This window comes from Corallococcus sp. AS-1-6 (assembly GCF_020037015.1).
Classification (GTDB): Bacteria; Myxococcota; Myxococcia; order Myxococcales; family Myxococcaceae; genus Corallococcus.
The window spans coordinates 130,839-154,620 of sequence record NZ_JAIQDE010000020.1 but is presented as its reverse complement, the minus strand read 5'-3'; the positions used below and the strand labels follow the sequence as shown (position 1 = coordinate 154,620).

Genomic DNA, 23,782 nt, shown 5'->3' with positions numbered 1-23,782 from the left:
GCCCTTGCCTCACGGCATGGGCAGGGCCCACAGCTCGCGGCCCTGGGTGGGCGTCCAGGCCGGGAAGAAGACGCGGTCACCCGAGGGCACCATGGGCCCACCGGGTGCGGAGGCCTGGGGCCCCGGCGCGATGTCCCCGACGCGCACCGTGCCCTGGGGCGTGCCGTCCGTCCTCCACGGCTCCAGGCCGGAGGCGCCGTCCGACGCGGCGAAGAGGAAGGGGCCTCCGGGCCTGCTCCGCACGAGCGGGCCCGGCGTCGCCACCGCGCTCATCCCCGCCCGCGCCTGCATCAGCAGGGTGGGGGTGCTCCCCGGCTCCGCGCGCCACAGGCCGTAGCCGTTCGTGGGGGTCGCGGCCCAGAAGAGGAGGTGGCCGTCCTGGACCGTCAGGTGGCTGGGCCACAGGGGCGTGCCTTCCGGCCCGAAGCTGCCCGCCATGGGGTTCATGACCTGTCCGTCCGTCCGGCACACCTGGGGCGCGCCCTGGCCGAAGCCGCAGGGGAAGTAGAACGCGTCCCCCAGGGCCACGCCGGGATCCCCCAGCGTCGGATGGGCGCCGGGCATGACGCCCACGGACACCGTGCCCTCGGGGGTACCGTCGCTCTTCCAGAGCGTGAGGGACTCGCCGCCGCTTCCGGTCCAGAAGAAGAGGTGGTTGCCCATGGCGGCACCTCCGAAGATGAGCGAGTTGAACTCCGGGGGCGTGAGGCGCACGGTGCCCGCCTCGGTGCCGTCGCTGGTCCACAGCTCCGCGTGGTTCAGGCTCTTGCTCACCGCGAAGAAGAGCCGCGAGCCCACGGGCATGAGGTTCGTCGCGTAGTGGGGCGCGAGGCCGGTCTTCAGCCGCACGGTGCCCGCCTCCGTGCCGTCCGTCTTCCACAGCTCGTCCGGGCTGCTGCCCGACTGCCCGGAGGTGGCCATGAAGTACGCCTGGCCCCCCGCGATGACGGGGCGGAAGGTGAACAGCAGCGGATCCGTGGCCGTGAACCAGCGGCTCAGCGAGGACGCGAGCCGGGTGGCGTTCCCGGTCACCGGATCGTAGCGCCAGAGGGAGAAGGCCCCCCCGAGCTCCGGCGCCCTGGCCCCGAGCAGGAGCCGTCCGTTCACGACGGTGAGCAGCTCCGGCGACAGCGACACGCGGCCGTCCGGGCCCGTGACGGGAGGCTTCGCCTGGACCGTTCCCTCCGCCGTGCCATCGCTCTTCCACAGCCTCCAGGCGTCCATCCGGGTGGGGTCGCGCTGGGTGAAGTACAGCGTGCCCCCCAGGTCCACCGCTTCCGTGGCCCCGTCCCAGGAGTCCGCGGGCAGGGGGGACGGCGGCACGGCCTGGGTCGCGGGGCCTGTGCTGCCATTGTGCGTCCAGAGCCCGTCCTCCAGGCTCGCGAGGTAGAGGACGCCTCGCGCCCGCAGCTCCAGGCTCATGGGGACCGGCAGCGCATCCGACACGGCCGTGGCCTCGGCGGTCGCTCCCGCGCGCCACAGCCGGAGCGACGTGTCCGTCAGCGAGGTGGCCAGGAAGAAGAGGGCGTCGTCGGTGGCGATCATCCGTCCCCCGGTGGGGCTTGGATCCAACCGTTCACCGCCGACGCGGCCATTCATGCGCGTCGTGCCCGCCTGGGTCCCGTCGGTGCGGAACAGGCGCGTCCCGGCCTCCGTGCTCGCGGCGAAGTAGACGTGGACGCCCTGGCGCGTGAACGCGATGGGATGGGAGCTCGCGGTGCCGGGGTTCATGTCGGCGATGAGGGCGGTGCCCTCCGTCGTGCCATCCGTCCGCCAGGGCTCGCTGCCGGTCAGCGGGTCCTCGCCGCTGAAGAACGCCACGCCGTCCCGCACGAAGAAGCCGTCCGCGTCCCGGCCCGGGGCGATGTCCGCGAACGGGAAGGTGCCGTCCTCCGTTCCGTCCGAGTGCCAGAGGACCGTCTTGCGAAGGCCTCCCAGGGCCTCCGCCCAGAAGATCACCTGGCCGCCCAGCGTCGTGAGCCGCCGCGGCGTCGCTCCCACTCCGGTCGGGGGCAGGAGCGCCAGCCGCCGCGTCCCCTCTGGCGTCCCGTCCGTCCTCACCAACTGCCAGCCCCCAACGGCGGTCCGGGCGGTGACCAGCACCGCGTTGCCCAGCGTCGCGGCGCTCGAGTCCCTCAGGGAGAGGCGGGCGTCGGCTGGCAATCCCAGCTTCCGGCTGCCCTCGGGCGTGCCGTCGCTGAACCAGAGCGACGCCGCGTCCTCGCCGGAGTCCGTGAAGTCCGGCGCCGACAGGTAGACGCCGCCGCTCGCGGCGACGAGGAAGCCCGGGCGGCGGGGCAGCGCCAGCAACTGGGTGGTGCTCTCCGCGGTTCCCCGGGTGCGGAACAGCGCGAAGGTGTCCGCGTCGCGAGGCGTGACGATGTCGAGGGCGTAGGTCGTCCGGGCCACGAAGTACACGCTGCCGTCGTCCGCCCGCGTGAAGGAGTCCGGCTCGGAGCCCGGGAACCCGGGCAGCAGGTCCAGCAGCAGCGCGGTCCCCTGCGCGGAGCCGTCGGTCGTCCAGAGCTCGCGGCCGTGGACGCCATCGTCCTGGGTGAACAGGAGCGTGGTGCCCAGGTCCATCAGGTCGCGGGGCGCGCTCGTCCTCGTTCCGGGCCGGTCTCCCGTCTGTCCATCCCAGACGGGGTACGCGTCCCGGGGACCTTCCGGCGTGCTCGGGCTCTTGTCGCCGCAGGCCATCCCCAGGACCAGCGCCCCCGCCAGCAGCAGCTTCACGGACTTCGACGACATGCATCCCCCTCTGCGCTAGCCCCGCGGTGTCGGGTCCAACGTGGCGGGAATCCCTATCAAATCCGCTGGAGCCTTGGACAGACACGCTCCGGTGAGCCGATAGGATTTCCGCGTCAGCGCAGGGGCTACCCCCGCCGGACCCGCCGTTCACCCCAACGGTGGGTGCGTGTCGGCGGGGGGAGGGGGCGGGGCGGGGGCCCTGGCCATGCGACGGGGCGCCGTGTTCCTACACCCCCAAGCGTGGGGCAGCGCACGCTCCAGCAAGAAGGGAGGAGCGCGCGGGATGGGGGACGATTAGGGTACGGGGGCCATGAACGTCCCCTTCGTCATTGAGACCACGCACCGCGGCGAGCGGGCGTACGACCTCTACAGCCGTCTGCTCAAGGACCGCATCATCCTCCTGGGCACGCCCATCAACGACGATGTGGCCAACCTCATCGTCGCCCAGTTGCTGTTCCTGGAGTCCGAGGACCCGGACAAGGGCATCAACCTCTACATCAACTCGCCCGGCGGCTCCGTCACGGCGGCGCTCGCGATGTATGACACGATGCAGTACGTCAAGTGCCCGGTGTCCACCATCTGCGTGGGGCAGGCGGCCTCCGCGGGCGCGCTGCTCCTGCTGGCGGGCTCCAAGGGCAAGCGCTACGCCCTGCCCAACAGCCGCATCATGATTCACCAGCCGCTGGGCGGCGCGCAGGGTCAGGCGACGGACATCGACATCCAGGCCAAGGAGATCCTCCGCCTGCGCACGTACCTCAACGGCCTGTTCGTGAAGCACACGGGCCACACCATCGAGCGCATCGAGAAGGACACCGAGCGCGACTACTTCATGAGCGCCGAGGAGGCCCGGCAGTACGGCCTCATCGACGAGGTCGTGGAGCGCGCCTCGGGCGTGCCCGCGCCCAAGTAGGTTCCATTCCAGCAGGGACCGGAGGAGCAGGCCCCGCGCCGCTGCTCCGGGCAGGCATCCGATGGGTAGCGGCACCGCAAGCCGTCCCACGGTGCAGCTTGACGGGAGCGTGGCCAGTGTCTGGACATGGCTCCCCGTCTCCTTGCCGTCGCTCTCTTGCCCGCCCTCCTGGCGGGTGTGGGTTGTGCCACGGGCCCCACGGGCCGTCTGCCCGTGCCCCCCAGCTCACAACCGGTGCAGGAGCAACTGGGAGAACGCAACGTCGTCGACGCGGGGGCGGAGTACGCCCGGCAGAACGGCATGGTGCTGGCGGAGGCGGGTCAGGCGGTGCGCATCCGCCCCAACTACTGGCGGATCCGCTTCGCGCTCCCGGAGGAGGGCTCCGGGAAGTTCCTGGAGCTGGACTTCGACGAGCTGGCGCAGCGGGTGACGGGCGCGCGGCGCATCGACCTCAACCCCTCCCTGCTGCCCATGCCCAGGACCTCCCTGCCCAGCGAATCGAGCCCCGCGACCGGTGGCTCGGGCCCCCAGTGAGGGCTACGGCCGCCGCGTGACGCGGTCCATCGCCGGGGGCTGGGCCCGGCACATCACCAGCTCCGCGGCGCCGCCCACGGTGCCCCAGAGCACGGCCTCCTGGTCGAACAGGCGGCCCATGCGCACGGCCTCTTCGCGGGACAGGCCGGGGACGAAGAGGCTCTCCTCGGACCAGCGGCGGTCCTCGGCCACGCCCACGGCGGACACGCTCGGGTGGCCCCGGGCTTCGAGCAGCGCGAGCAGCCGCTGCTGGAGGCGCGCGTTGGTGCGGGGCGGACGCGCGTGCGCGCGCGGGTTCCACGCGGTGAGGAAGGCCCAGGTGGTGAAGCCGTGCGCGGCGAGCGCCGCGTCGAGCTCCGGATGCAGGCCCTCCACGCGCAGCACGTGCTTGCGGTCTCCGGCGAGCGGATGCGGGCGCACGATGTAGCCCGTGGCCTTGAAGGCCGCGTGCAGCGCGTCCCGCCGCGCTTCACTCATGCGGGGTCGCGACCGCCGGGGTCACGGGGAGCGGTGCCGCCGGTGCGCTCGGCTTCGCGGTCTGCGCGGTCTGCGCGCCCTGCGGACTCACGGCCGCGGGCACCGGGAGCAGCGGCAGCGCCGGGTGCCCCTCCCGCAGCTTGGGCGGAATCTGGCTGGCCACGATGGGGGCCTCCTCCGCCGTCTTCCACGGACGGTCGGGCCACCAGCGCTCCAGGGGCGGCGGCGTCAGCGCGAGGAAGTCCTGCCCGGGCCGGGGCGCGGTGATGCCCACGCCGTCGTGCTTCGCGGCCACCAGCGAGCGCTCGATGGGCTCCGTCCAGCCGTGGTACGCCAGCGTCACCAGCCCCCAGTGCACCGGCAGCATCAACCGGCCCTGCACCAGCCGGTGGGCCAGCACCGCCTGCTCCGGCCCCAGGTGCCAGTCCGGCCAGCCCGCGCCGTACTGGCCCGCTTCAATCATCGTCAAATCGAATGGCCCCAGCTTCGCGCCAATCTCCTCCATGGCGGGGAACAGGCCCGTGTCGCCGGAGTAGTAGACGCGGTGCTTGGGCCCCACCAGCGCCCAGCCCGCCCACAGCGTCTTGTTCTGCTGGAGGAACCGGCCGGACGCGTGCCGCGCGGGCGTGCACACGATGTCCAACCCCTTCACCTTCGTGCGCTCCCACCAGTCCAGCTCCACGATGCGGTTCGCCGGCACGCCCCAGTATTCCAGGTGCGCGCCCACGCCCAGCGGCACCACGAACGTGGTGTCCCAGTCCTTCATCGCTTCAATGGTGGCGAAGTCCAGGTGGTCGTAGTGGTCGTGCGAAATCACCACCGCGTCGATGGGCGGCAGCGCGTCCAGCGCGATGGGCGCGGGGAACCAGCGCTTCGGGCCAATCCACCCCAGGGGCGACGTGCGCTCGCCCCACACGGGGTCGGTGAGCACGCGGTGCCCGTCCACCTCCACCAGCGTGGACGAGTGGCCCATCCAGGTGACGCGCAGGCCGTCCTCGGGCGGCGTGGCGAAGCGCTTCGGGTCGATGCGGTCCACCACCACCGGCATCCGGGGCGTGCTCTCCTCGCTGGAGCGGAACAGGTCCGACAGCGTCCGCTCCCAGTTGTTGAGGATGGGCTGCGGGTTCTCGAAGCCTCCGTCCAGCCACTGCGGCGAGCGCGTCATCCGCTCCAGCCGCGCCCCTTCCGGCACCCTGCCGAACGCACGCCACCCGTCGATGACGACGACCAGCAGGAACGCACCCAAGAGGAGCAGGCCCCATCCGAACAGGCGCAACAACCTGCCGCCCCAGGACGGCCTCTGGCCGTAGGAGGGAAAGGCCGTGCGGAAGGCCTTCTGTCGGGCCTTGTCCGCGGCCCGCATGGGTCCCGCGTTCATCCTCATCCCCGGACCCTGCTGGCTCCGGTGCACAGGTGTCAATGGGGAGACATCGCGCTACGCCCCGGTTTTTCCTGACTCCGGCGGCGTCGAGGAGGACCCGTGGCCGTTCGCCGCGCTACCGGGTCTGGGCCACGGCGTCCCGGATGGCCGGCCGCAGTTGCTGCTCCAGCGCCATGGCGAAGGCGACCACGCGTTCGACCTGGGTGACCTCCAGCTCCATGCCCAGGATGGCGTAGTAGCCGCTGTCGCGGTCCACCCACGGCGTGAAGCCGAACGCCCCGGGGGACGACACCGCCGCGCAGCCGGTGGACGGCGTGGCGCACTCCAGCCACGCGGTGAGGCCGTAGCGGAACGGCAGCCCCACTTCCGCCATGGGCGAGCTGCCCACCTCGACGGTGTAGGGCTCGCGCGCCTGCGCCTCGAAGAGGGACTGGGACGCGTAGCGTGCGCCGTCCACGGTGACGCCCTGGTGGTACACGACGGCCAGGAGCTTCGCGTACTCGTCCATGGTGGCGCGCAGGCCGCCGGCGATGAGCGGGTTGGTGGTGCCCAGGGTGTTGCGCGGGAAGGTGTAGTACGCGAGCGCCTCATCGGTGAGCCCCAGCGGCGCCTTCACCTGCTCCGTGAAGAGCTGCTTCCACTCCTTGCCGGTGAGCACCTCCGCCATCCGCGCGGCGACGTGCAGGTGCGTGGAGCCGTAGTCGAAGCGCGTGCCGGGCGGGGCCACCATCGCCGCGGCGGCGATTTGATCCACGCACTGGGCCAGCGTGATGCCGGACTGCGCGTTGCAGTTGGCGGTGGGGTTCAGCCCGGAGGTGAAGGACAGCAGGTGGCGCAGGGTGATGGTGCCCTGGGCGCCCGTCCACCCGAGCACCTGGCCCGTGGTGGTGTCCAGTGACAGCACCCCCGCGTCCACCAGCCGGAACAGCACCAGGCCTGACACCATCTTGGACGCGGACGCGATGGCCACGCGGCGCGTGGGCTCGAAGTCGCCTTGGTTCTTCACGAAGACGCGCCGGCCCTGGGCGTCGTAGACGGCGAGCGACAGGCCCGGCACGCCCGCGTCCGCCACGGCCGCCGTGACGATGCCGTCCACGTTCGCCCACGGGTCCTGGCTTCCGGCGTCCCCGGTGCCCGCGTCAACGGTGGCGCCCGCGTCCGGCGTCTCCAGCGTGCCGCCGTCGTCCGCGGGGCCTCCGGACGTGGGGGTGCTCCCGCACGCGGTCAGGGTGAGGGCCAGCAGCAACGCTCGAAGATGGGGCACCAGGAGGCTCCTGAAGAGAGGGAGCCTCCTTCAACCCGCGCCAGGCGGAAGGGTTGCGGCGGGAAGTCGCCGTCAGGACCCGGGCGGCACGACCTTGAACCCGCGCTGGAGCAGCGGGGCCAGCCGGTCCGTCAGGTCCCACGACTCCACCATCCGTCCGTCGCGCAGCCGGTACAGCGAGTCCCCGTGGAACGTGAGCGGGCGGGACGTGCCGTCCGCGGTGGGCGGGCCCTGGGTGTCCGTGCCCGTCGCGCGCCAGCGCACCATCACCCAGTCGTCCTCCGCCATCACGTGGAGCAGCTCGAACTTCAGGTCCGGGAAGAGGGTGAACCCGGCCTCCGCCTGCGTCCGCACCACCTCCGGGCCGCGCAGGTCCTGGGGCGCGCCCTCGGAGCGGTCCACGTAGTCGGCCGCGACGTACTCCGGGATGCGCTCCAGGCGCTTCTGGTTGTAGATCTCCTCGGTGAACAGGCGGGCGCGCTCCTTGTTGGACTCGCCCACCCGCCGGGCCCGCTCCGCGGGGGACACCGTCGCGCAACCGGTGAGCCCCACGAGCCCCAACACCACCCACGACACACAGGTCCTCATGACGCGCGGGAATCTGCCGGGCCCGCACGGGCGCTGTCAGCCGCCGTGTCGTCGAACCGTTCACCGCCGGGCGCCAGCCGCCCCAGCCCGATGGGCGCCGCCAGGCAGGTGTCGGGGATGCCGAACGCGTCCACCAGTCCGACGGCGTCCGGCCGCAATTCCTCGCACAGCTTCACGCGCTCCTTGCGGATGGCCTGGGCCTTGGGGGCCGTGAGCCAGCCGTGCTCCAGGAACCAGCCGCTGGCGGACTCCAGGCAGGACAGGCCGAAGAGGTCCGCCATGCGCCCCAGCACCGGCTTGAGCGCTTCATCCTTCACGTCCGCCACGCCGCGCAGGAACTGCTCCAGCACGATGCGCTCCACGCTCGCGTGCGCCAGGGCCAGCAGGTGCGCCTGCACCTGGTTGAAGGCGTCGAAGGCCTCCACGCCCGCGGTGAGCCGCTTGCGGATTCGCTTGGACACGGACGCGAGCAGGGCCTCCTCGCGGAAGCGCAGGGCGCGCAACTGGAAGTCGCTGTCGCGCAGGTGGTCCGTGTCCGTGCGCCGGCCGGCGATGGGGTTCCTGTCCGTGAGCACCGTGGTGGCCTGGTCCACGAGGAGGCGCAGCACGGCGAAGACGCGGTCGTCCTCGAAGCGCTGGCGGTAGCCCGTGAGCAGGCCCTTGGCGACCAGTTGCATGAGCACGGTGTTGTCGCCCTCGAACGTGGTGAACACGTCCGTGTCCGCCTTGAGCGCCGCGAACCGGTTCGCGGTGAGGTAGCCCTGGCCGCCGCACGCCTCGCGGCACTCCTGGATGGTGGCGGTGGCGTTCCACGACGCGTAGGCCTTGAGGCCCGCGGCGAGCGCCTCCACCTCGCGCGCGTCGTCCTCCGTGCGGTGGACGTAGCGGTCCACCAGGTACTCCAGCGCGAAGTCCACCGCGTACGCCTTGGCGACGAGCGGCAGCAGCCGCAGTTGGTGCGCCTGGTGGTCCAGCAGGCGCACCTCGGGCGCGCCCTGGGGGCCGAACTGGCGGCGCAGGTCGCCGTAGCGCACGGCGATGGTCAGCGCGCTCTTGGCGGCGGACAGGGACGCGCACGCCACGCTCACGCGGCCGGCGACGAGCGCGCCCAGCATGGTGAAGAAGCGCTTGGAGTCGCCGGTGATGGAGGAGGTGTACTCGCCTCCCTCCGTCACCTGGCCGTAGCGGTCGAGCAGGTTGTCGCGCGGCACGCGCACGTGGTCGAACCACAGCCGGCCGTTGTCCACGCCGTTGAGGCCCATCTTCTCGCCGCAGTCCTCGATGCGGATGCCCGGCAGGACCTGGCCCTTCTCATCGCGCAGCGGGACGAGCAGCGCGTGCACGCCCAGCCGCTCCCCGTCCAGTTCCAGTTGCGCGAACACGGTGGCGATGCGCGCGTGGCGGGCGGCGTTGCCGATCCACTCCTTGCGCGCGGTCTCCGACGGCGTGTGGAGGACGAACTCGCCCGTGGCCGCGTCGTAGCGGGCCACCGTCTCGCAGTCGCGCACGTTGGAGCCGTGGCCCAGCTCGCTCATCGCGAAGCAGCCGGGCAGCTCCAGCGAGGCGACCCGGGGCAGGTACTTCTGGTGGTGCCGCTTCGTGCCCAGGAACAGGATGCTGGAGCCGAACAGGCCGAAGTGCACCCCCGCCTTGATGACGAGGCTCAGGTCGAAGAAGGCCATCGTCTCGAACGCGGCGATGAACGCGCCCAGGTCCCCGCCGCCCTCGCGGCCCTTGGGGAAGGCGAGCTGCCCCAGGCCGTCGTTGGCCAGGTGCTTGAGCCAGTCGAAGACCTGGTCGCGGTAGGCGGTGGTGGAGAGCCCTTCCTTGTAGCGGAAGTCCGCGTCCTCCAGCCAACCGCGCACCCGCCGGCGCACGTCCGCGTAGGTGCGGTCCAGCACCGCCGTCATCGCCGCCGGGTCGAAGGAGGCCGTGTGCGAGCGGGGCTCCGCGTGCGGCACGCGTGACGCCCTGGGCACCAGCGAGCGCACCGCCTCTTTTCCGTCCACGCCCAGGGTGGCCTCGATGGAGGCCAGGGCCCGGGCCAGCTCCGCGGGCGGGATGTTCAGGGGCGCTTCACCCGCGAGCGCCTGGGCCAACTGCACGCCCAGCTCCGCCAGGTTCTGCTGCTCACTGGTGGCCAGCTTCTCCGCGGTGGCGCGGATGTGTTCACGCACCAGGGCCAGCTCGCGGGGCGGGGGCGGACGCAGCGGATCCACCCAGAGGGCCAGGACGGAGCTGGACCTGAGGTCCAACCAGGGCTGGGCGCGGGCCGCGGCGCCCAGGGCGCGCAGCTCGTCGCCCGTCAGCTCGCCGTCCGTCCAGGCGACGTACAGCATGGGGACCAGCGGGGCGAGGCTGGGGGTGGACAGGAGCTCCCGGGCGGAGGGGCGAGATGGGGCGTCGAGCATGCGGACTCTCCAGGCGAGGGAACGGAATCCGGGCAGTGTCGCCACGGTGGAAGGCTCCGGCAACGATGGAATGGGGTCCTGTTCACCGGCCGGAGCGGAAGGCGGGCGGTGACTCCCGGCGGCGCCTGGACGTTCATACGTTGCCGGGGACATGAGCGAGCTCACGGACGAGTTGCTGCCCCAGCCGGGGGCGCATGGGTTTGACGGTGGCGACGAGACGCGCAAGCACGAGATGCAGGGCCCGTTCGAGCTGCCACCGGGGCCCGAGGGCTTCTCGTTCGCGCTCTTCCAGGCCACGGGCGTGGGGCTGGCACCGGGACACCGGATACACCTGCTGGAGAACAGCCAGGTCTTCGACCGGATGTTGGAGGACATCCGCGCGGCGAAGCACAGCGTGCACATGCTCGTGTACATCTGGCGGCCGTGCGAGCTGTCGGACCGGTTCGTGGAGGCGCTGATGGAGCGCTCGCGCGCGGGCGTGCAGTGCCGCGTGGTGGTGGACCCCGTGGGCAGCGAGGAGACGACGGGGGACAAGGACTTCGACCAGCAGATTGAAGGGCGGCTGAAGGACGCGGGCGTGGAGGTGCACTACTACCGGCTGCTCGCGGGCAAGGTGCTGGGGCGGCTGCTCAGCCGTTCACACCAGAAGATCGTCGTGGTGGACGGGCGCATCGCGTACACGGGCGGCTTCGGCATCTGGAAGGTCTGGGAGGGGGAGGGGCTGAAGGAGGACAACTGGCGCGACACGCACATCCGGGTGGAGGGGCCGGAGGTGCGGCGCATCCAGGTGACGTTCGCCAAGCACTGGATTGAGTCGGGCGGAAGCTTCCTGCCGCGCGAGTGCTTCCCGGAGCTGGAGGCGGACGGGGGCGGGTGCGCGGCGTTCATCGACAGCTCCGGGCGGTTGGGCATCACCGAGGCGGAGCGGATGGTGCGGCTGGTGGTGGCCGCCGCGACGAAGCGGCTGTGGATCGCCAATGCGTACTTCACGCCGCCCAACGACATCCTGGAGCAGTTGGAGGTGAAGGTCCGTCAGGGCGTGGACGTGCGGGTGCTGGGACCGGGGCCGCACCACGACGTGCCGGTGGTGCGCGCGTCGCAGCGGTCCACGTATGAGCGGCTCCTGGCGGCGGGGGTGCGCATCTGGGAGTACCAGCCGGCGATGCTGCACTCGAAGACGATGCTGGTGGATGACTGGCTGTGCGTCGTGGGCTCCACGAACCTGGATCCGCTGTCGCTCAACAAGTTGAGCGAGGGGTCGCTGGTGTTCGAGGACCGGGAGATTGCTTCGAAGCTGGAGGGGTGCTGGGAGAAGGATGTGCGGCACGCGAAGGAGATCTCCCTGGAGAACGGCGGCCGGACGAACCCGTGGCGGAGGTTCGCGCGGCGGGCCACGCAGTGGGCGGGGCACGACCGGTAGGGCTCAGCGGTGGGAGGTGACGCCCTCCTGCCGGCAGTAGGGGAGGACGGGGCAGGTGGAGCACTTCGGGCGGGAGCCGGTGCACACGTGCTTGCCGAAGGGGACGAGGAGCCGGTTGAGTTCCACCCAGTAGGGGCGGGGGAGCACGGCTTCGAGCGCGGCGAGGGTGCGCTCCGGCGTGGAGGCCTTCACGTAGCCCCAGCGGTTGGTGACGCGGTGGACGTGGAGGTCCACGCTGATGACCTCATGGCCGCAGGCGATGCCGAGCGCCAGGTGCGCGCACTTGGGGCCCACGCCCTTGAAGGACTGGAGCACGTCCGGATCCGCGGGGAGCTGTCCGTGGAACGCGTCACGTGTCCGCACGGCGATGGCGTGGACCTGGTGGGCCTTGCCTTCGTGGAAGGTGACGGGGCGGATGAGGGCGTCGATTTCCTCGGGCGTGAGGCGCGCGAGGGCTTCGGGCGTGCGGGCGCGGCTCAGGAGGCGGAGTGAGGCGGGGAGGCTGACTTCATCGAGCGTGCGGATGGAGAGGATGCACGCGATGAGCTGTTCGAAGAGGGAGCCGTGGCCCTTCGCGGCGAGCTCGAACATGGCGGCGTCCGCGAAGGAGCGGACTTCATGGCGCACGCGGCGGAGGACCTCCTCGATGTCGAAGGGGAGCTTGTCCGTGTCTGACGGAGCCGCGTGCACGGCGCGGGCGCTCTGGATGCGTGGCGCCCGCCGTGGACCTGTCGTCTGCTTCTTGAGCGCCATGCGCGCCTCCTGACCTGGGAAGTTGGGTCTGGAGCGCGTGACGGGCCGGGCGCACTTGCCGGGCCGGTGGGCGGGCGGTCAGGCTGGCGGGGTCAGGTTCATCGCGTACCAGCGGTCGCAGCCGAAGTGGCCGGTGCGGCCCATGGGGGCGCAGAGCGGTTCGAAGCCGACCTTGCGGTAGAGCTTCTGGGCTTGATCCATGCCCGCCAGCGTCTCCAGGTAGCACTGCTTGAAGCCGGCGCTTCGCGCGAACTCCAGACAGTGTCTCAACAAGCGCTCACCCATGCCGTGGCCTCGGGCCGTGGGCAGGAAGTACATCTTCCGCAGCTCGCAGACGTCCGGTGCTCCTCCGTCCAGCGGCGCGATGCCCGCGCCTCCCACCACCTGGCCCCCATGCTCCACCACGAAGTACACGTGCCGGGGACGGCCGTAGGCCGCGCTCATCGCGTCCACCTCCGGGTCGTGGATCGCGAACCCCGGGCCGTCCGCTCCGAACTCCGGCATCACCGCGCGGATGACCGCCGCCACCGCCGCGTCGTCCCGGGCCTCGATGGGCCTCAACGTCAGTTCCGTGCTCATGACCTCCACGGTCCCATGACTCACGGCCTCCGGCCAGCGGCGACCGGTGTGCACCTGTGCAGCGCCCTGCACAACCGCCACGCGCCCGACGCACCCCGGTGGATTTCAATCCCGTGCCTTTCCAGGGCATTCTCCGTGGCACGGTCGTTGTAGAGGGGGAAGTTCCATGTACTGTCCTGCCTGCCGACAAGAACGCCTGGGAAGCGCGTCCCAGTGCGTCGTCTGTGGCAATCGTCTCGCCGCCCGCGCCCGCTCCGCCATCGAGGCCGAGCTCGCGCATGTCCACTTCCTCCTGGACGAGGTGCGCCGCTGGGACGTCCACGACGTGCCACCCCACGTCGCCCGCCGCCTCACCGAGCGCTACGAGCGCCAGGCCCGCATCCTCCTCTCCGTCCTCACCGAGACGCCCGTCGACGCGCTGCCGTCCGCGCCCGTCGAGCTTCGCGACGAGGCCGTGGCGCCTCCGACGATGGGGGAGGGCGCTGTCGCCCTCGGCCCCGTGTCGCTTCCCACCGTGGACGCGGCCTCCGATGTGACCCCTGTCGCGCAGGCCGTGACCTCCGACGCCGAGGCGGTGTCCGTCACGCAGGGCTCCGCGGATGACTTCGCCGCTCACGCTGCTGTTGTCGATGCCTCCGTCTCGGATGCCGCCGCCTCTGCTGCCGCCGTTGAACACGCCGCTGTCGCTCAGGACGCTCACTCCGCTGTTTCCAACGACGCTGCCTCCGACGCATCCGCGACTTTGGGCTCCACGGGCACGGGCGCGACCTTCCACTTCAACTCGCTCGACCTCATCGCGTGTCTGGGCATCGCCTCGCTGTCGGATGGCTCCGCGGCTCGCCGGTTGAACGCGGGCCGTGTCTCCGCCGAATCCCGCGCGCGCGACGCCAACGCGCAGCGGACCGCTCGCCAGTTGCCTCCGAACCCGGCCGAGCCGTTCATGGAGCCCCCCGCTCCGACGAGCCGCACCGCCCGCATCGTCGAGGAGACCTCGACGTGGAGCCGCGTGTGGCGGCCGTTCCTCTACGAGAGCATCGCGTGGTTCATCGGCGCGTTCCTCATCCTCTCCGGCACGCTCTACTTCGTCTTCGAGTCCTGGGCCGGGATGACGTCCGTCACCCGCTCGCTCACCGTCTTCCTCATGACCGTGGGCTACTCCGTCGGCTTCTCCGTGTGGGGCGGCTTCCTCGCCCGCCGCGAGTCGCTGCGCAAGCCGGGTCACATCCTCGGCCTCATCGGCTCCGCGGTGGCCCCGCTCGGCGGCGTCGCGCTGGGGCCCCTGGGCTTCGGTGACGCGCTCCAACTCGACGGCGTGCGCCCCCTGCTGCTCGTGCCGCTCCTCTTCGCCTGGTCCGGCGTCGCCGCGTGGCTCGCCCGCAAGCCCGTCGAGTCCTTCGACGCGCCCTCGCGCGCGTTCATCCAACTGGGCCTCGTCGGCGCCACGCTCATCATGGGCCTGGCCCCCGTGGCCGCGCGCGCGGGTGTCCCGGCGGTGTGGCTCAACGCCCTGCCGTGCCTCCTCTTCTTCCTGCTGTCGAGCAAGGCCCCCGCGACCCCTCGACAGGGCGGCGCGCTCACCTTCGCGCTCGCCGCGCCCCTGTTCCTCACCGCGATGTTCGCCATCCGGTTGCACCTGGCCCTGGGCGCCATGGGGACCGCCGTTCCTCCTGGCACCTACGCGCCCTTCGCGGCGTTCCTGCTCGCCACCTGCCTGCGCTTCCGCACGCTCGATGAGAAGCGCGCCGCGGATCCGCTCGCCATCATCACCATCGCGCTCCAGGTGGCCTGCCTCGCGGGCGCCGTCGTGGGCACGCGGCCCGCCTTCTTCTTCACCGCCGCCATCTTCACCGGCACGCTCGTGTCGCTGTCGCGCGGCCCCGTGAACCGCCTGCCGTGGCTCTACCCGGCGTACGCGGGCGCCTACTTCAGCTATGCGTCCAGCGCGCAGTTGATCCCCCACGCCCTCACGCTCCTCCTCAACGCAATCAAGACGCGCATGGGTTATCCGCCCTCGGCGCCGCTGCCGTTCCAGTACGGCGCGCTGACGGCCCTTCCGTTCGTGCTCGCGGGCCTGGTGCTCGCGTTCTTCTCCCAGCGGCGCGGCGAGCGCACCGGTGACGCTCGCGCCCTGGGGCTCGCGGATGTGCTGCTGCGCTGCACCACCTGGGCCGCGCCCGCGTTCGCCCTCTACTCCCACCTGGGGCCCGACTCGCGCCCCTCGTTCTTCGCCACGCTCGCCCTGGCCGGGATGTCCCTGGGCGCGGGCCTGCTGTTCAAGCGCTTCCCGCTGTCCGCCGTGGGGGCGGTGCTCTTCGGCCTGCTGCCCTTCAGTGCCTTCCGCGTCTACGGCGCGGCCCCCGCAGCCGTCGTGTCCGGCGTCCTCGCCCTGGGCCTCGCGGGCCTCGTGTGGCGTCTTTCCGACGAGCGCACGCGTCGCTTCATCTCCGCCGTGGCCGGCGTCATCGCGACGTGCGGGTTCGCCATCGCGCTGGGCACCACCCCCGTCGCCGCGCCCGTCGTGGGCATGACGCTGGGGGCCGCGGGCGCGCTGCTGGCCGCGTACCGGCTGCGCGACGAGAACTTCCTGGCCTACGGAGCCTTCCTCGCGGGCGCCATCCTGCCGAAGCTGGCCTCGGCCCACTCCACGCAGGCGCTGGTCGCGGCGATGGTGGGCGGCTCGCTGGCGCTGGCGCTCCTGGGCGAGCGCGGCGGCCTGCTCAAGCGGTTCGGCGTGCCGGGCCTCCTGTACGCCGGGCTCGCGGTGATGTGGGGTCTGACCAACCACATCTTCATGGGCCCCGTGCTCTTCACCGCCGCCGCGACGGTGGCGGTGGCTTCGCGCAGCTTCCCCGGCGTGCGGCCGTTCGCGGTCGTGCTCGTGGGCCTCGCGCTCCTGCCGGACGTGCCGCACGGCTACACCGCATGGGGGCTGTCGCCGGGGCTGTCGCTGGTGCTGCTCGCCGTCGCATCGCTCGCGGGCTCCATCGTCGCCGCGCGCAAGGGCAAGAGCGCGAGCACCACCACGGCGGGCATCCTCGCGCTCCTCCTGCCGCTGGTGCCGGTGGCCCTGTCCCGCTCCGGCGAACAGACCCTGTTCCTGATGGGCGCGGCGCTGGCGGCGCTCTTCACCGCCCGCACGCTGCCCGTGACGCTGGGATTGATGCTGGCCTCCATCGAGGCCGTCTTCGCGCTGCACACGTCCGGCCCGCTGGCCCTGCTGGGGCTCGCCACGTTCCTCAGCGTCCTGGCCCTCCTGGAGGACGTGCCCGTGGTGCGGCGCATCGCCGCGGGTGGCGAGTCCTTCCGCATCGTCGCCACGCTGAGCGCGATGGTGGTGCTGGCGGACGCCTCCCTGGCGTGGGACGGGCACGCGCTGTCGGAGCTTCGCGGCGCCACGCAACTGGCGCTCATCGGCCCGGCGCTGCTGCCGCTGTTGTGGACGCGCTCGCTGCACCGGCCCTTCGCCGCAGCGCTGATGGTGCCCTACGGCGTGGTGACCCTGATGGCGTGGCACCCGCCCTTCGCGTGGACCGCGCTGCTCCCGCTGTTCCCGCTGCTGGTGGCGCGCGTCGTGGAGCACGTGCCGGCCGCCGCCTCGCTGCTCCTGCGCGCGCGGGAGGAGCGCCCACGCCATGAGCTGTCCATGAGCATGCAGGTGGCGCTCGCGTGCCTGGGGGGACTCGCGCTGCTGGTCCCGGAGCAGGAGCTGAGCCAGCGCACGGCCCTGTTCTGCGCCATCGCGCTGGTGCCCATGCCGGGCCCGCTGCCCTCCGTCCGCGTCATCGGCGCGTCCCTGCTGCTGATGTTCATCCCGGAGGCGCGGCCCTGGGCCACGGGCCTGCTGCTGGCCCTGGCGCTGGCGGAGCACCACGCGCCCCAGGCGCTGGCCTCCTTCTTCCGGAGCCCGCGTGACACGGCGCTGCGCGCCTCCGCCACGGGCTCGGCGCTGGCGCTGGCGGCGATGTCCACGCTGGTGTCGCCGACCCCTGGCGCGCTGACGGTGCTGGGCGCGGTGGTGGCGGTGTCCGCGTTCCTGCTGTCGCAGCGCTGGCTGCTCACCGCGGCGGTGGCGGCGTTCGCGCTGGCGCCGCTGGGCCAGACGGGAACCCTCGCGGTGGGCGAGTGGCGTCCGGAGGGGGCCCTGCTCGTCGCGGCCGTGGGCCTGGCCTCCGCGCTGCTGTCCGCGCTGTGCCAGTCCGGCGCCGTGCAGCGCACGCTGACGAACGTCACCGCGCGCCTGACGCCCGGTATCGAGGGCACCTGGAGCGAGCCGCTGTGGGCCGGCGGCGCTGGCACCGTGGCGCTGCTCGTGGGGATGCGGCTGTTGGACGCGGGGCCGGGCGAGCTGCCCCTGTCCGTGGCGCTGGTCGCGGGCGCCGCGTCGCTGACGCTGATGGTGACGCGCGAGCGCCTGATGATGAACGCCGCCACGGCGCTGCTCGGGCTGGTGCTGGTCGCCGCGGTGCCGCCGCTGTGGGCGCCCGCGATGGTGGCGGGCACGGGCCTGCTGCTGGCCGCCGCCGGCTTCGCGCTGGACAGGCGCGGCGTGGCGGTGGGCGCGGCGCTGCACCACGGCGGCGCGGTGCTGGCGCTGCTGTCCCTGGCGGGTCTGCGCTCGCTCACGCACCCGGGCATGCCGCTGTGCGTGTTCTTCGCGTGGACCACGGCGTGGGTGGTGGTGCTGCGCCGCCGCGACCGCGAGTGGGTGGGATGGATTGCGTCCCTCTTCGCCGTGCACGCCTTCCTCCTGCACTACGGCGCGACGCACTCCACCGGCCGGGGCGCGCAGTTCCTCCTGCCGTACCTGGGCGCGGCGACGGCGCTGCTCGCCACGCTGGTGCTGTCCGTGGCGGGCCGGGCGGTGCGCGGGCGCATGGGGCGGGCGTTCTCCCTCATCGCCCTCACGGAGGTCCTGTTCGCGGTGCTGGCGGTGCGTCTGCCGGGCGGCGCCGCGCGCGAGGCGTGGGTGGCGTGCGGCGGGCTGGTGGTCCTGCTGTTCGCCCTGGTGCGCCACGCGGCGCGCGAGGAGGACGAAGCCGCGGCGTGGCTCGCGCAGGCGACGGTGGCGCTGGGCTACTTCTGCGTGCGCTTCATCGGGCTGGACGCGCGGCCGGATGCCGCGGACAGCCTGGTGTCCATCCTGGGCGGCGCGGTCTTCATCGGCCTGCACCTCTTCGTGCGGCGCGAGGGCTCGGGCCTCCAGGCCTTCCGCCGTCCCGCCGTGGCGGGCGCGTGGCTCTTCCCGCTGGCGGGCCTGTTGACGGTGCCGTGGAGCCACCCGTTCATCGCGGTGGCGCTGCTCGTGGGCTACGCGGCGCACTTCGCGGCGCTCGGGGCGTTCACGAAGCAGCGGGGCTTGGCGTCGACGATGTCCGTCGCCGCCTTCAACACGGCGCTGTACCTCGTGTGGCTGGGCACGGGCTCCGGCGAGCCGCAGTACTACGTCATCCCCGCGGGACTCTCCCTGCTCCTGCTCCTGCGCGTCTTCCGCAAGTCCCTGTCCCAGGACGCCTACGCGCAACTGCGCGCCCTGGCGGTGACGGGCATCTACGTGGCGGGCGCGTGGAGGCCGCTGCTCTTCAACGACGGCGAGGCGATGCTCCTGTGCGTGTTCCTCTGCCTCGTGGGCGTGGGCGCGGGCATCGCGCTGCGGATCCGCTCCTACGTGTACCTGGGCTCGGCGTTCCTGGTGACGGCGGTGGCCGCCAACCTGGTGCGCTTCGGCATGCGCGACCACCGCGTGGGCGCCCTGTTCCTGTCGATGCTGGGGCTGCTCGTGGTGGGATTCATGGTGGTGCTCAGCGCCCACCGCGCAGCCCTGCTCCAGAAGTACGCCCGGGTGCGCGACCTGCTCGCGACCTGGGAGGGATGATCCCTGTTTGACGTAAAACGAATCCGGGGTTGAATGCGCCCGCGTTCACCCCCGGAGGACTTGTTGCTGCTGCGCCGTTCGTCGCTCGTCACCCTGATGTCGCTGGGCTGCCTGGTGGGTTGTGCGCACGTCCCGGACGCCGCGCCTCGCATGGCGGTGGAACTTCCGGTCGCGCCCGTCGCGCGGCCTTCCGTGGAAGCCCCAAGCGTCGCGCCGGTGGGCGCGGGGGGCGCACTCAACGTGAAGTCCGAAGCGCCTCCGCCGCTGGCCTTCGTGACGCCGGAGGGCAGCGAGGGACTGGCGGCGCTGCTGGAGGCGGATCCGCACCCGGTGCCGGAGGAGGCGGGCGTCATCGCGGCGGCGCTGGAGGCCGCGGCGCTCTTCACCGGGCCCACGCAGGGGCCGGGCGGCTTCTGGGATGAGCTGCTGCCGCCGCCGTCGAAGCTGGCGCGCGGCATCGTGGCGCGCGCGGCGCAGTTGGTGGGCGCGCGGCGGTTGGACCGCTCGGTGCCCAATGACTGTTCGGGGCTGGTGCGGCTGGCGTACCTGCAGGCCGGCATCGACCTGGTGGCGCACGGTTTCCTCGCGGGAGAGAACGCGGTGACGGGCATCTTCCGGCGCGCGCAGGCGGCGGGCGCGGTGCACCGGCTGAACCCGCGTCCGGGCGACCTGGCGTTCTTCAAGGAGACGTACGACCGCAACCGCGACGGCAAGCGCAACGACGGCATGACGCACATCGCGGTCGTGGAGAGCGTGGCGCCGGACGGCACCGTGACGTTCATCCACCGGGGCGGCAAGGGCGTGGCGCGCAGCCGCATGAACCTGGCGCGCCCCACGGTGCACAAGCTCAACTCCGGTGCGCTGCTCAACGATTTCATCCGACCGGCGAGCAAGGGGATGCGCGCGTACCTCGCGGGTGAGCTGTTCGTCGCGTTCGCCTCACCTGGAGCTTTGTAGTCTCACGGCAGTCGCTGGGGCCTGCTCGCACCGCGAGCGCGTTTGAATCCAGACGCGGCTGTGGCGTCATCCCGCGCATGAGATTGCCCCTGCTCCTGGGAAGCCTGTTGCTGTCGTCCGGCTGCATCGTGGCGGAGACGCGTCCACACAGGCCACCTCCGAGGCCTCCGCCGTCACGGCCCGTGGCGATGGGCTACGACGAAGCCGTGCGGCGCGGGTTCGACCAGTGCCGTTCGCGCGGCTACCGCTGCGACCTTCAGGAGGCGCACCTCACCGGCAACGACGTGTGGAAGGTGAAGTTCCGCGTGGACGGCCGGGGCCAGAAGGGCCACCTGCACCTGGACTACGACGCGTACTCGCGCAACCTCATCAAGGTGAACGACAAGGTGAAGGACAAGGGCGGCCGCGGCTGGGACGACGACGACTGGGACGGCCCGGGGCGTGGCAAGAAGAAGGGCCACGCGCACCGGGACGACTGAAGCCCCGCGCGGTTCAGCGTGAGGCCTTCTTCAGCAGGGCCTCGGTGTGGTCGAGCAGCTCCGTTCCACCGGGCTGCTCGTGTCCGGGGATGATGATGCGGGCATCGGGGAAGTGCGCGCGAGCGGCCTTGAAGCTCGCGGGCCACGCGGCGACGTCCGCGTCCTCCAGGTTGCCCAGGCTCTTGGCGCGGGCGTCCTTGATGAAGCAGCCGCCATAGAGGATGCCTGACGCCGGGTGCATGACGACGAGGTTGTCGGGCGAGTGCCCCGCGCCGGGGAAGAACACCGACAGCGGCCCGAAGTCCTGCGCGTCCGTCAGCCGCTTCGAGGGAACGGGGTTGCCCTCCTTGCCCGCGCGCAGCGCGGTGTCCTCCCGGGCGTGGACGGGGATGCCCTGCGCGTCGAGCGTGGGGATGCCGCCGGTCCGGTCGATGTGGAAGTGCGTCACCAGCGCGGCGCGCACGGGGTGGTGGAGCGTGTCCTTCGCCCAGGTGAGCAGCGCCTGGGATTGCTCGGGCGTCCAGCCGGTGTCGACGAGGATGGACGCGTCACCGTCCTCCACGAGGAGCCCGTTCGCGGCGGTGCCTCCCCAGTCCTTGCCCGCGTTCGTGATGTGCATCCACACGCCAGGGGCGATGCGGCGCACGCGCACGTCCTTCGCGAGCACGGTCTCCTCCGGCTTGGAGGCCTTGGAGGTCTTCGTCTTGGGCGGCGCCGCGGAGGCGGTGGCGGCACAGGCGAGGACGGTGATGAGGGTGAGGCAGCGCAGGGGGTTCATGGGGCTCCAGAAGGGGACGGCACGGGAGGCCCGCCGCGAGTGCAAGAGGAATGCACAGCGGATCCGCACGGGACGTGTGGCCTGCGCGCCGCATGCGCGGCCCTGGAGCCACGCTACGGCGCGGACTTCTTCTTCAGCTCCTCGATGGCCCGGTTGAACGTCTGCGGGTTGCAGGCCTTGCCGCCGGGCGGGTTCTCCGCCGCGCGCGTGAGGGCGGGCAGGGCGCTGGGGTTGCCCAGGCTCACCAGCCGCAGCGCGGCCTTCGTGCGCACGCCGCAGTCGCTGGACTCCAACGCCGTGGAGTAGAGCCCCACCAGCTCCAGGCCCGCGTTGTCCTTCGCGTCCAGATAGCGCAGCGCGCCCCACTGCTTCATCGAGGGAGCCCCCTTGGCCAGGGACTCGAGATGGGAGCGCACCGTCGTGGCGGGCAGCGCCTCCAGGGCCCTGCGCGCGGAGAGGTCCTTCTCGTTGTTGCCGAAGTCCTCGGCCAGCCCGTCCAGGAGCCTCGGCTCCGGCGCCCGCCGGCCCTCCTCGTCGAGGCCCAGGATGAGGCCGTGCTCCTCGTTGTGCCTGTTCAGCGCGTGCTTCGCCGCCGCGCGCAGTTGCCTCGCTTCCGCGTCATCCGGCGCGTCCGGCGCCTCCAACCGCTGGAGCGCTTCCCGGGGCTTGTCGTCGTCCAGCAGCCCGCGCGCCTGCACCCGCGGATCATTCGCGTGCGCCATCCAGGCTGCGCCCGCCACCACCAGCGCCAGCGCGCCCGCGCCGCCCGCCATCACGCGCGGACGCTGCCGCAGGAAGGCCACGCCCTGGAGCGCCTTCGCGCGCAGCACGTCGAGCGGTGACGGCCTGGCCCCGGAGTCGGGGGTGCCCAGCGCCGCGCCGAACGGCGAGCCCTCCGTCGCGCGCGTCAGCCGGTACAACTGCACCTTCTCCTCGCGTCCGGGCAGGGGGATGGTGCCGCAGGGCTCGGCGGGGACGTCGGCGCGGTTCCGCACCATGTTCACGGCCTCGGTGAAGGTCACCTCGTCCGCGGCGGCCACGTGCTCCACCGCCTTGACGACCTCCATCGGCTCGCCGAGCACCGCGTCGTTCGTCACCAGCACCTCGCCCGCGTGCAGGCACACGCGGATGTGGAGCTGGTGCTCCTCCGGCACCGTCTGGTTGTAGCGCCACAGCGCCTGCTGCATCGCCATGCCGCAGCGGATGGAGGCGGTGGGGGCCCGGAAGACCGCGACCAGCGCGTCTCCGCGCTTCTGCACCAGCTTGCCGTCGTGCTCTCGCACCAGCGGCAGCAGCAGCCGGTCGTGCGTGTCCAGCATCCGCGCGTTCTCCTCGTGCGTCTGCCGGCTCATCCGGTCGGTGAAGCCCTGGATGTCGGTGAGCATCACCGTCACGTTCTGCGCCTTCGCCGCCGCGGCGCCGCCCGTCACCGCCGCCATCGGGCCTGACAGCCGGCCCGTGGTCCCGAACGCCGCCGTGCCCGTGCGCGGCTGTGCCTGCGCCGGGGGCGTCGTCCCCGCTGGCGCCGGCGCCACGCCGAAGGCCGCCGTGCCCGAGCCCGGGCCTGCCGGCGCCGCCGGGTTCATCCCGAAGGCCGCCGTGCCGCTGGAGGGCGTCATGTTCGCGTGGACGATGGGCGTGCCCTGGCTCGGCGTGAACGCCATCAGCGCCGCGTGCGCCAGGCCCAGCGCGTCCGCCAGCTCGCTCGCCGTCTGCGGACGCTTCGCCGGGTCCTTGTCCAACAGCCGCATCACCAGCGACAGCAGCCCCACGTAGCGCGACAACTGCGGGGCCGCGCGGTCCAACGGCAGCGGCGCGTGCGAGGCGTGCTGCGACAGGAAGTGGCGCGGCGAAGGCCCGTCGAACGGCAGCCGCCCGGACAGCACGCGGTAGGCCAGCACCCCGAACGAGTACAGGTCGCTGCGCGTGTCCACCTTCGCGCCCACGGCCTGCTCCGGGGACAGGTACTCCGGCGTGCCCAGCACCACGCCCACCTGGCTGAGCGCGCTGCCCGCCTCCGGCTCCACCAGCCGCGCGATGCCGAAGTCCAGCAGCCGCGCCTGCTCTCCGCGCGCGGACGGGGAGATGAGGACGTTCTCCGGCTTCAGGTCGCGGTGGATGATGCCCTTGTCGTGGATGGCGGCCAGCCCCTCCGCCAACTGCTGGAGCAGCGCCAGCGCCCGGGGCGCGAGCAGCGGGCCGCCCTGGAGCGCGTCATAGAGGCTCTGCCCCTCCACGAACTCCATGACGAGGCACGCGGCGTCGCCGGACTGGCCGAAGTCCACGATGCGCACCACCGCCGGGTGCTCCACCGCGGAGAGCAGGCGCGCCTCGCGCTTGAAGCGCTCCGCCATGCCGGCCTGGGCGTGCAGGTCGTGGTGCAGGACCTTGATGGCGACCTTGCGGCCCAGGGAGACCTGCTCACCCAGGTACACCTCTCCCATGCCCCCGGAGCCCAGGGGCTTGAGAACCCGGAATCGACCGTCGAGGACCAGTGCGTCGGGGGCCAGCACGGCGCGGCATCTTGCACGGCTTCCGCTTTGGGCGCATGACGTTCCTCCAGGACGGAATCACCTGGAGAACGCCTGGGTATGCCGTGCCCCGCCGCCTGCTTCCCAGCCAAGGGTT

16 protein-coding genes are annotated in these 23,782 nt (G+C 72.2%); 6 read left to right on the top strand and 10 right to left on the bottom strand.

The window, feature by feature from the left end:
• Nucleotides 1-9 precede the first annotated feature (9 nt).
• On the bottom strand, nucleotides 10-2,751 hold the full coding sequence (locus K8612_RS25620; RefSeq protein WP_223764222.1) for a hypothetical protein: 2,742 nt from the start codon (nucleotides 2,749-2,751) through the stop codon (nucleotides 10-12).
• Nucleotides 2,752-3,061: 310 nt separating this feature from the next.
• Here K8612_RS25620 and clpP point away from each other — a divergent pair, with 310 nt between their 5' ends.
• Both clpP and K8612_RS25610 read left to right on the top strand, forming a co-directional pair.
• Nucleotides 3,062-3,661: an ATP-dependent Clp endopeptidase proteolytic subunit ClpP gene (clpP, locus tag K8612_RS25615; protein WP_014399808.1), complete on the top strand. Its 600-nt coding sequence runs from the start codon at nucleotides 3,062-3,064 to the stop codon at nucleotides 3,659-3,661.
• Between the two features lie 213 nt (nucleotides 3,662-3,874).
• The gene (locus tag K8612_RS25610) at nucleotides 3,875-4,195 is read left to right on the top strand and encodes a hypothetical protein (protein WP_223764221.1); all 321 of its coding nucleotides are present in this window, start codon (nucleotides 3,875-3,877) and stop codon (nucleotides 4,193-4,195) included.
• A gap of 3 nt (nucleotides 4,196-4,198) precedes the next feature.
• On the opposite strand, the gene K8612_RS25605 is transcribed toward K8612_RS25610, so the two are convergent.
• The 5 genes from K8612_RS25605 to K8612_RS25585 form a co-directional block, all read right to left on the bottom strand.
• On the bottom strand, nucleotides 4,199-4,672 hold the full coding sequence (locus tag K8612_RS25605) for a DUF3293 domain-containing protein (RefSeq protein WP_223764220.1): 474 nt from the start codon (nucleotides 4,670-4,672) through the stop codon (nucleotides 4,199-4,201).
• Nucleotides 4,665-6,050 carry an MBL fold metallo-hydrolase gene (locus K8612_RS25600; RefSeq protein ID WP_223764219.1) on the bottom strand — a complete coding sequence of 462 codons (1,386 nt, stop codon included), beginning with the start codon at nucleotides 6,048-6,050 and terminating at the stop codon, nucleotides 4,665-4,667. Before K8612_RS25600 ends, K8612_RS25605 begins: the two co-directional genes overlap by 8 nt.
• Nucleotides 6,051-6,168: 118 nt before the next feature.
• Nucleotides 6,169-7,317 carry a serine hydrolase domain-containing protein gene (locus tag K8612_RS25595; RefSeq protein ID WP_223764218.1) on the bottom strand — a complete coding sequence of 383 codons (1,149 nt, stop codon included), beginning with the start codon at nucleotides 7,315-7,317 and terminating at the stop codon, nucleotides 6,169-6,171.
• Nucleotides 7,318-7,389: 72 nt separating this feature from the next.
• Nucleotides 7,390-7,905: an ester cyclase gene (locus tag K8612_RS25590; protein WP_223764217.1), complete on the bottom strand. Its 516-nt coding sequence runs from the start codon at nucleotides 7,903-7,905 to the stop codon at nucleotides 7,390-7,392.
• The gene (locus tag K8612_RS25585) at nucleotides 7,902-10,316 is read right to left on the bottom strand and encodes an acyl-CoA dehydrogenase (protein WP_223764216.1); all 2,415 of its coding nucleotides are present in this window, start codon (nucleotides 10,314-10,316) and stop codon (nucleotides 7,902-7,904) included. Before K8612_RS25585 ends, K8612_RS25590 begins: the two co-directional genes overlap by 4 nt.
• Nucleotides 10,317-10,467: 151 nt before the next feature.
• Between K8612_RS25585 and K8612_RS25580 the strand changes: the two genes are divergently transcribed.
• Complete coding sequence (locus K8612_RS25580) at nucleotides 10,468-11,736, top strand: phosphatidylserine/phosphatidylglycerophosphate/cardiolipin synthase family protein (RefSeq protein ID WP_223764215.1); 1,269 nt, start codon at nucleotides 10,468-10,470, stop codon at nucleotides 11,734-11,736.
• 3 nt (nucleotides 11,737-11,739) lie between these two features.
• On the opposite strand, the gene nth is transcribed toward K8612_RS25580, so the two are convergent.
• Nucleotides 11,740-12,489, bottom strand: a complete 750-nt coding sequence (gene nth, locus K8612_RS25575; RefSeq protein ID WP_223764214.1) for an endonuclease III — start codon at nucleotides 12,487-12,489, stop codon at nucleotides 11,740-11,742.
• A gap of 78 nt (nucleotides 12,490-12,567) precedes the next feature.
• A complete protein-coding gene (locus tag K8612_RS25570) occupies nucleotides 12,568-13,068 on the bottom strand; it encodes a GNAT family N-acetyltransferase (protein WP_223764213.1) in 501 nt (166 codons plus the stop codon).
• 166 nt (nucleotides 13,069-13,234) lie between these two features.
• Here K8612_RS25570 and K8612_RS25565 point away from each other — a divergent pair, with 166 nt between their 5' ends.
• From K8612_RS25565 to K8612_RS25555, 3 genes are all read left to right on the top strand, one after another.
• The gene (locus tag K8612_RS25565; RefSeq protein ID WP_223764212.1) at nucleotides 13,235-18,940 is read left to right on the top strand and encodes a hypothetical protein; all 5,706 of its coding nucleotides are present in this window, start codon (nucleotides 13,235-13,237) and stop codon (nucleotides 18,938-18,940) included.
• Nucleotides 18,941-18,973: 33 nt separating this feature from the next.
• Nucleotides 18,974-19,897, top strand: coding sequence for a CHAP domain-containing protein (locus tag K8612_RS25560; RefSeq protein WP_223764211.1), 924 nt, complete (start codon nucleotides 18,974-18,976; stop codon nucleotides 19,895-19,897).
• Between the two features lie 77 nt (nucleotides 19,898-19,974).
• Nucleotides 19,975-20,376, top strand: a complete 402-nt coding sequence (locus tag K8612_RS25555) for a hypothetical protein (RefSeq protein WP_223744133.1) — start codon at nucleotides 19,975-19,977, stop codon at nucleotides 20,374-20,376.
• A 13-nt stretch (nucleotides 20,377-20,389) separates the two neighbouring features.
• On the opposite strand, the gene bla is transcribed toward K8612_RS25555, so the two are convergent.
• Nucleotides 20,390-21,154, bottom strand: a complete 765-nt coding sequence (gene bla, locus K8612_RS25550; RefSeq protein WP_223764210.1) for a subclass B1 metallo-beta-lactamase — start codon at nucleotides 21,152-21,154, stop codon at nucleotides 20,390-20,392.
• Nucleotides 21,155-21,267: 113 nt separating this feature from the next.
• Nucleotides 21,268-23,667, bottom strand: a complete 2,400-nt coding sequence (locus tag K8612_RS25545; RefSeq protein ID WP_223764209.1) for a protein kinase — start codon at nucleotides 23,665-23,667, stop codon at nucleotides 21,268-21,270.
• Nucleotides 23,668-23,782 lie beyond the last annotated feature (115 nt).

What these genes read in the sequence shown, in the direction of transcription:
- bla (WP_223764210.1), bottom strand. Translation starts at nt 21,154, where the DNA reads ATGAACCCCCTGCGCTGCCTCACCCTCATCACCGTCCTCGCCTGTGCC.
- nth (WP_223764214.1), bottom strand. Translation starts at nt 12,489, where the DNA reads ATGGCGCTCAAGAAGCAGACGACAGGTCCACGGCGGGCGCCACGCATC.
- K8612_RS25590 (WP_223764217.1), bottom strand. Translation starts at nt 7,905, where the DNA reads ATGAGGACCTGTGTGTCGTGGGTGGTGTTGGGGCTCGTGGGGCTCACC.
- K8612_RS25585 (WP_223764216.1), bottom strand. Translation starts at nt 10,316, where the DNA reads ATGCTCGACGCCCCATCTCGCCCCTCCGCCCGGGAGCTCCTGTCCACC.
- K8612_RS25560 (WP_223764211.1), top strand. Translation starts at nt 18,974, where the DNA reads ATGCGCCCGCGTTCACCCCCGGAGGACTTGTTGCTGCTGCGCCGTTCG.
- K8612_RS25580 (WP_223764215.1), top strand. Translation starts at nt 10,468, where the DNA reads ATGAGCGAGCTCACGGACGAGTTGCTGCCCCAGCCGGGGGCGCATGGG.
- K8612_RS25605 (WP_223764220.1), bottom strand. Translation starts at nt 4,672, where the DNA reads ATGAGTGAAGCGCGGCGGGACGCGCTGCACGCGGCCTTCAAGGCCACG.
- K8612_RS25570 (WP_223764213.1), bottom strand. Translation starts at nt 13,068, where the DNA reads ATGAGCACGGAACTGACGTTGAGGCCCATCGAGGCCCGGGACGACGCG.
- K8612_RS25565 (WP_223764212.1), top strand. Translation starts at nt 13,235, where the DNA reads ATGTACTGTCCTGCCTGCCGACAAGAACGCCTGGGAAGCGCGTCCCAG.
- K8612_RS25555 (WP_223744133.1), top strand. Translation starts at nt 19,975, where the DNA reads ATGAGATTGCCCCTGCTCCTGGGAAGCCTGTTGCTGTCGTCCGGCTGC.
- K8612_RS25600 (WP_223764219.1), bottom strand. Translation starts at nt 6,050, where the DNA reads ATGAACGCGGGACCCATGCGGGCCGCGGACAAGGCCCGACAGAAGGCC.
- K8612_RS25620 (WP_223764222.1), bottom strand. Translation starts at nt 2,751, where the DNA reads ATGTCGTCGAAGTCCGTGAAGCTGCTGCTGGCGGGGGCGCTGGTCCTG.
- clpP (WP_014399808.1), top strand. Translation starts at nt 3,062, where the DNA reads ATGAACGTCCCCTTCGTCATTGAGACCACGCACCGCGGCGAGCGGGCG.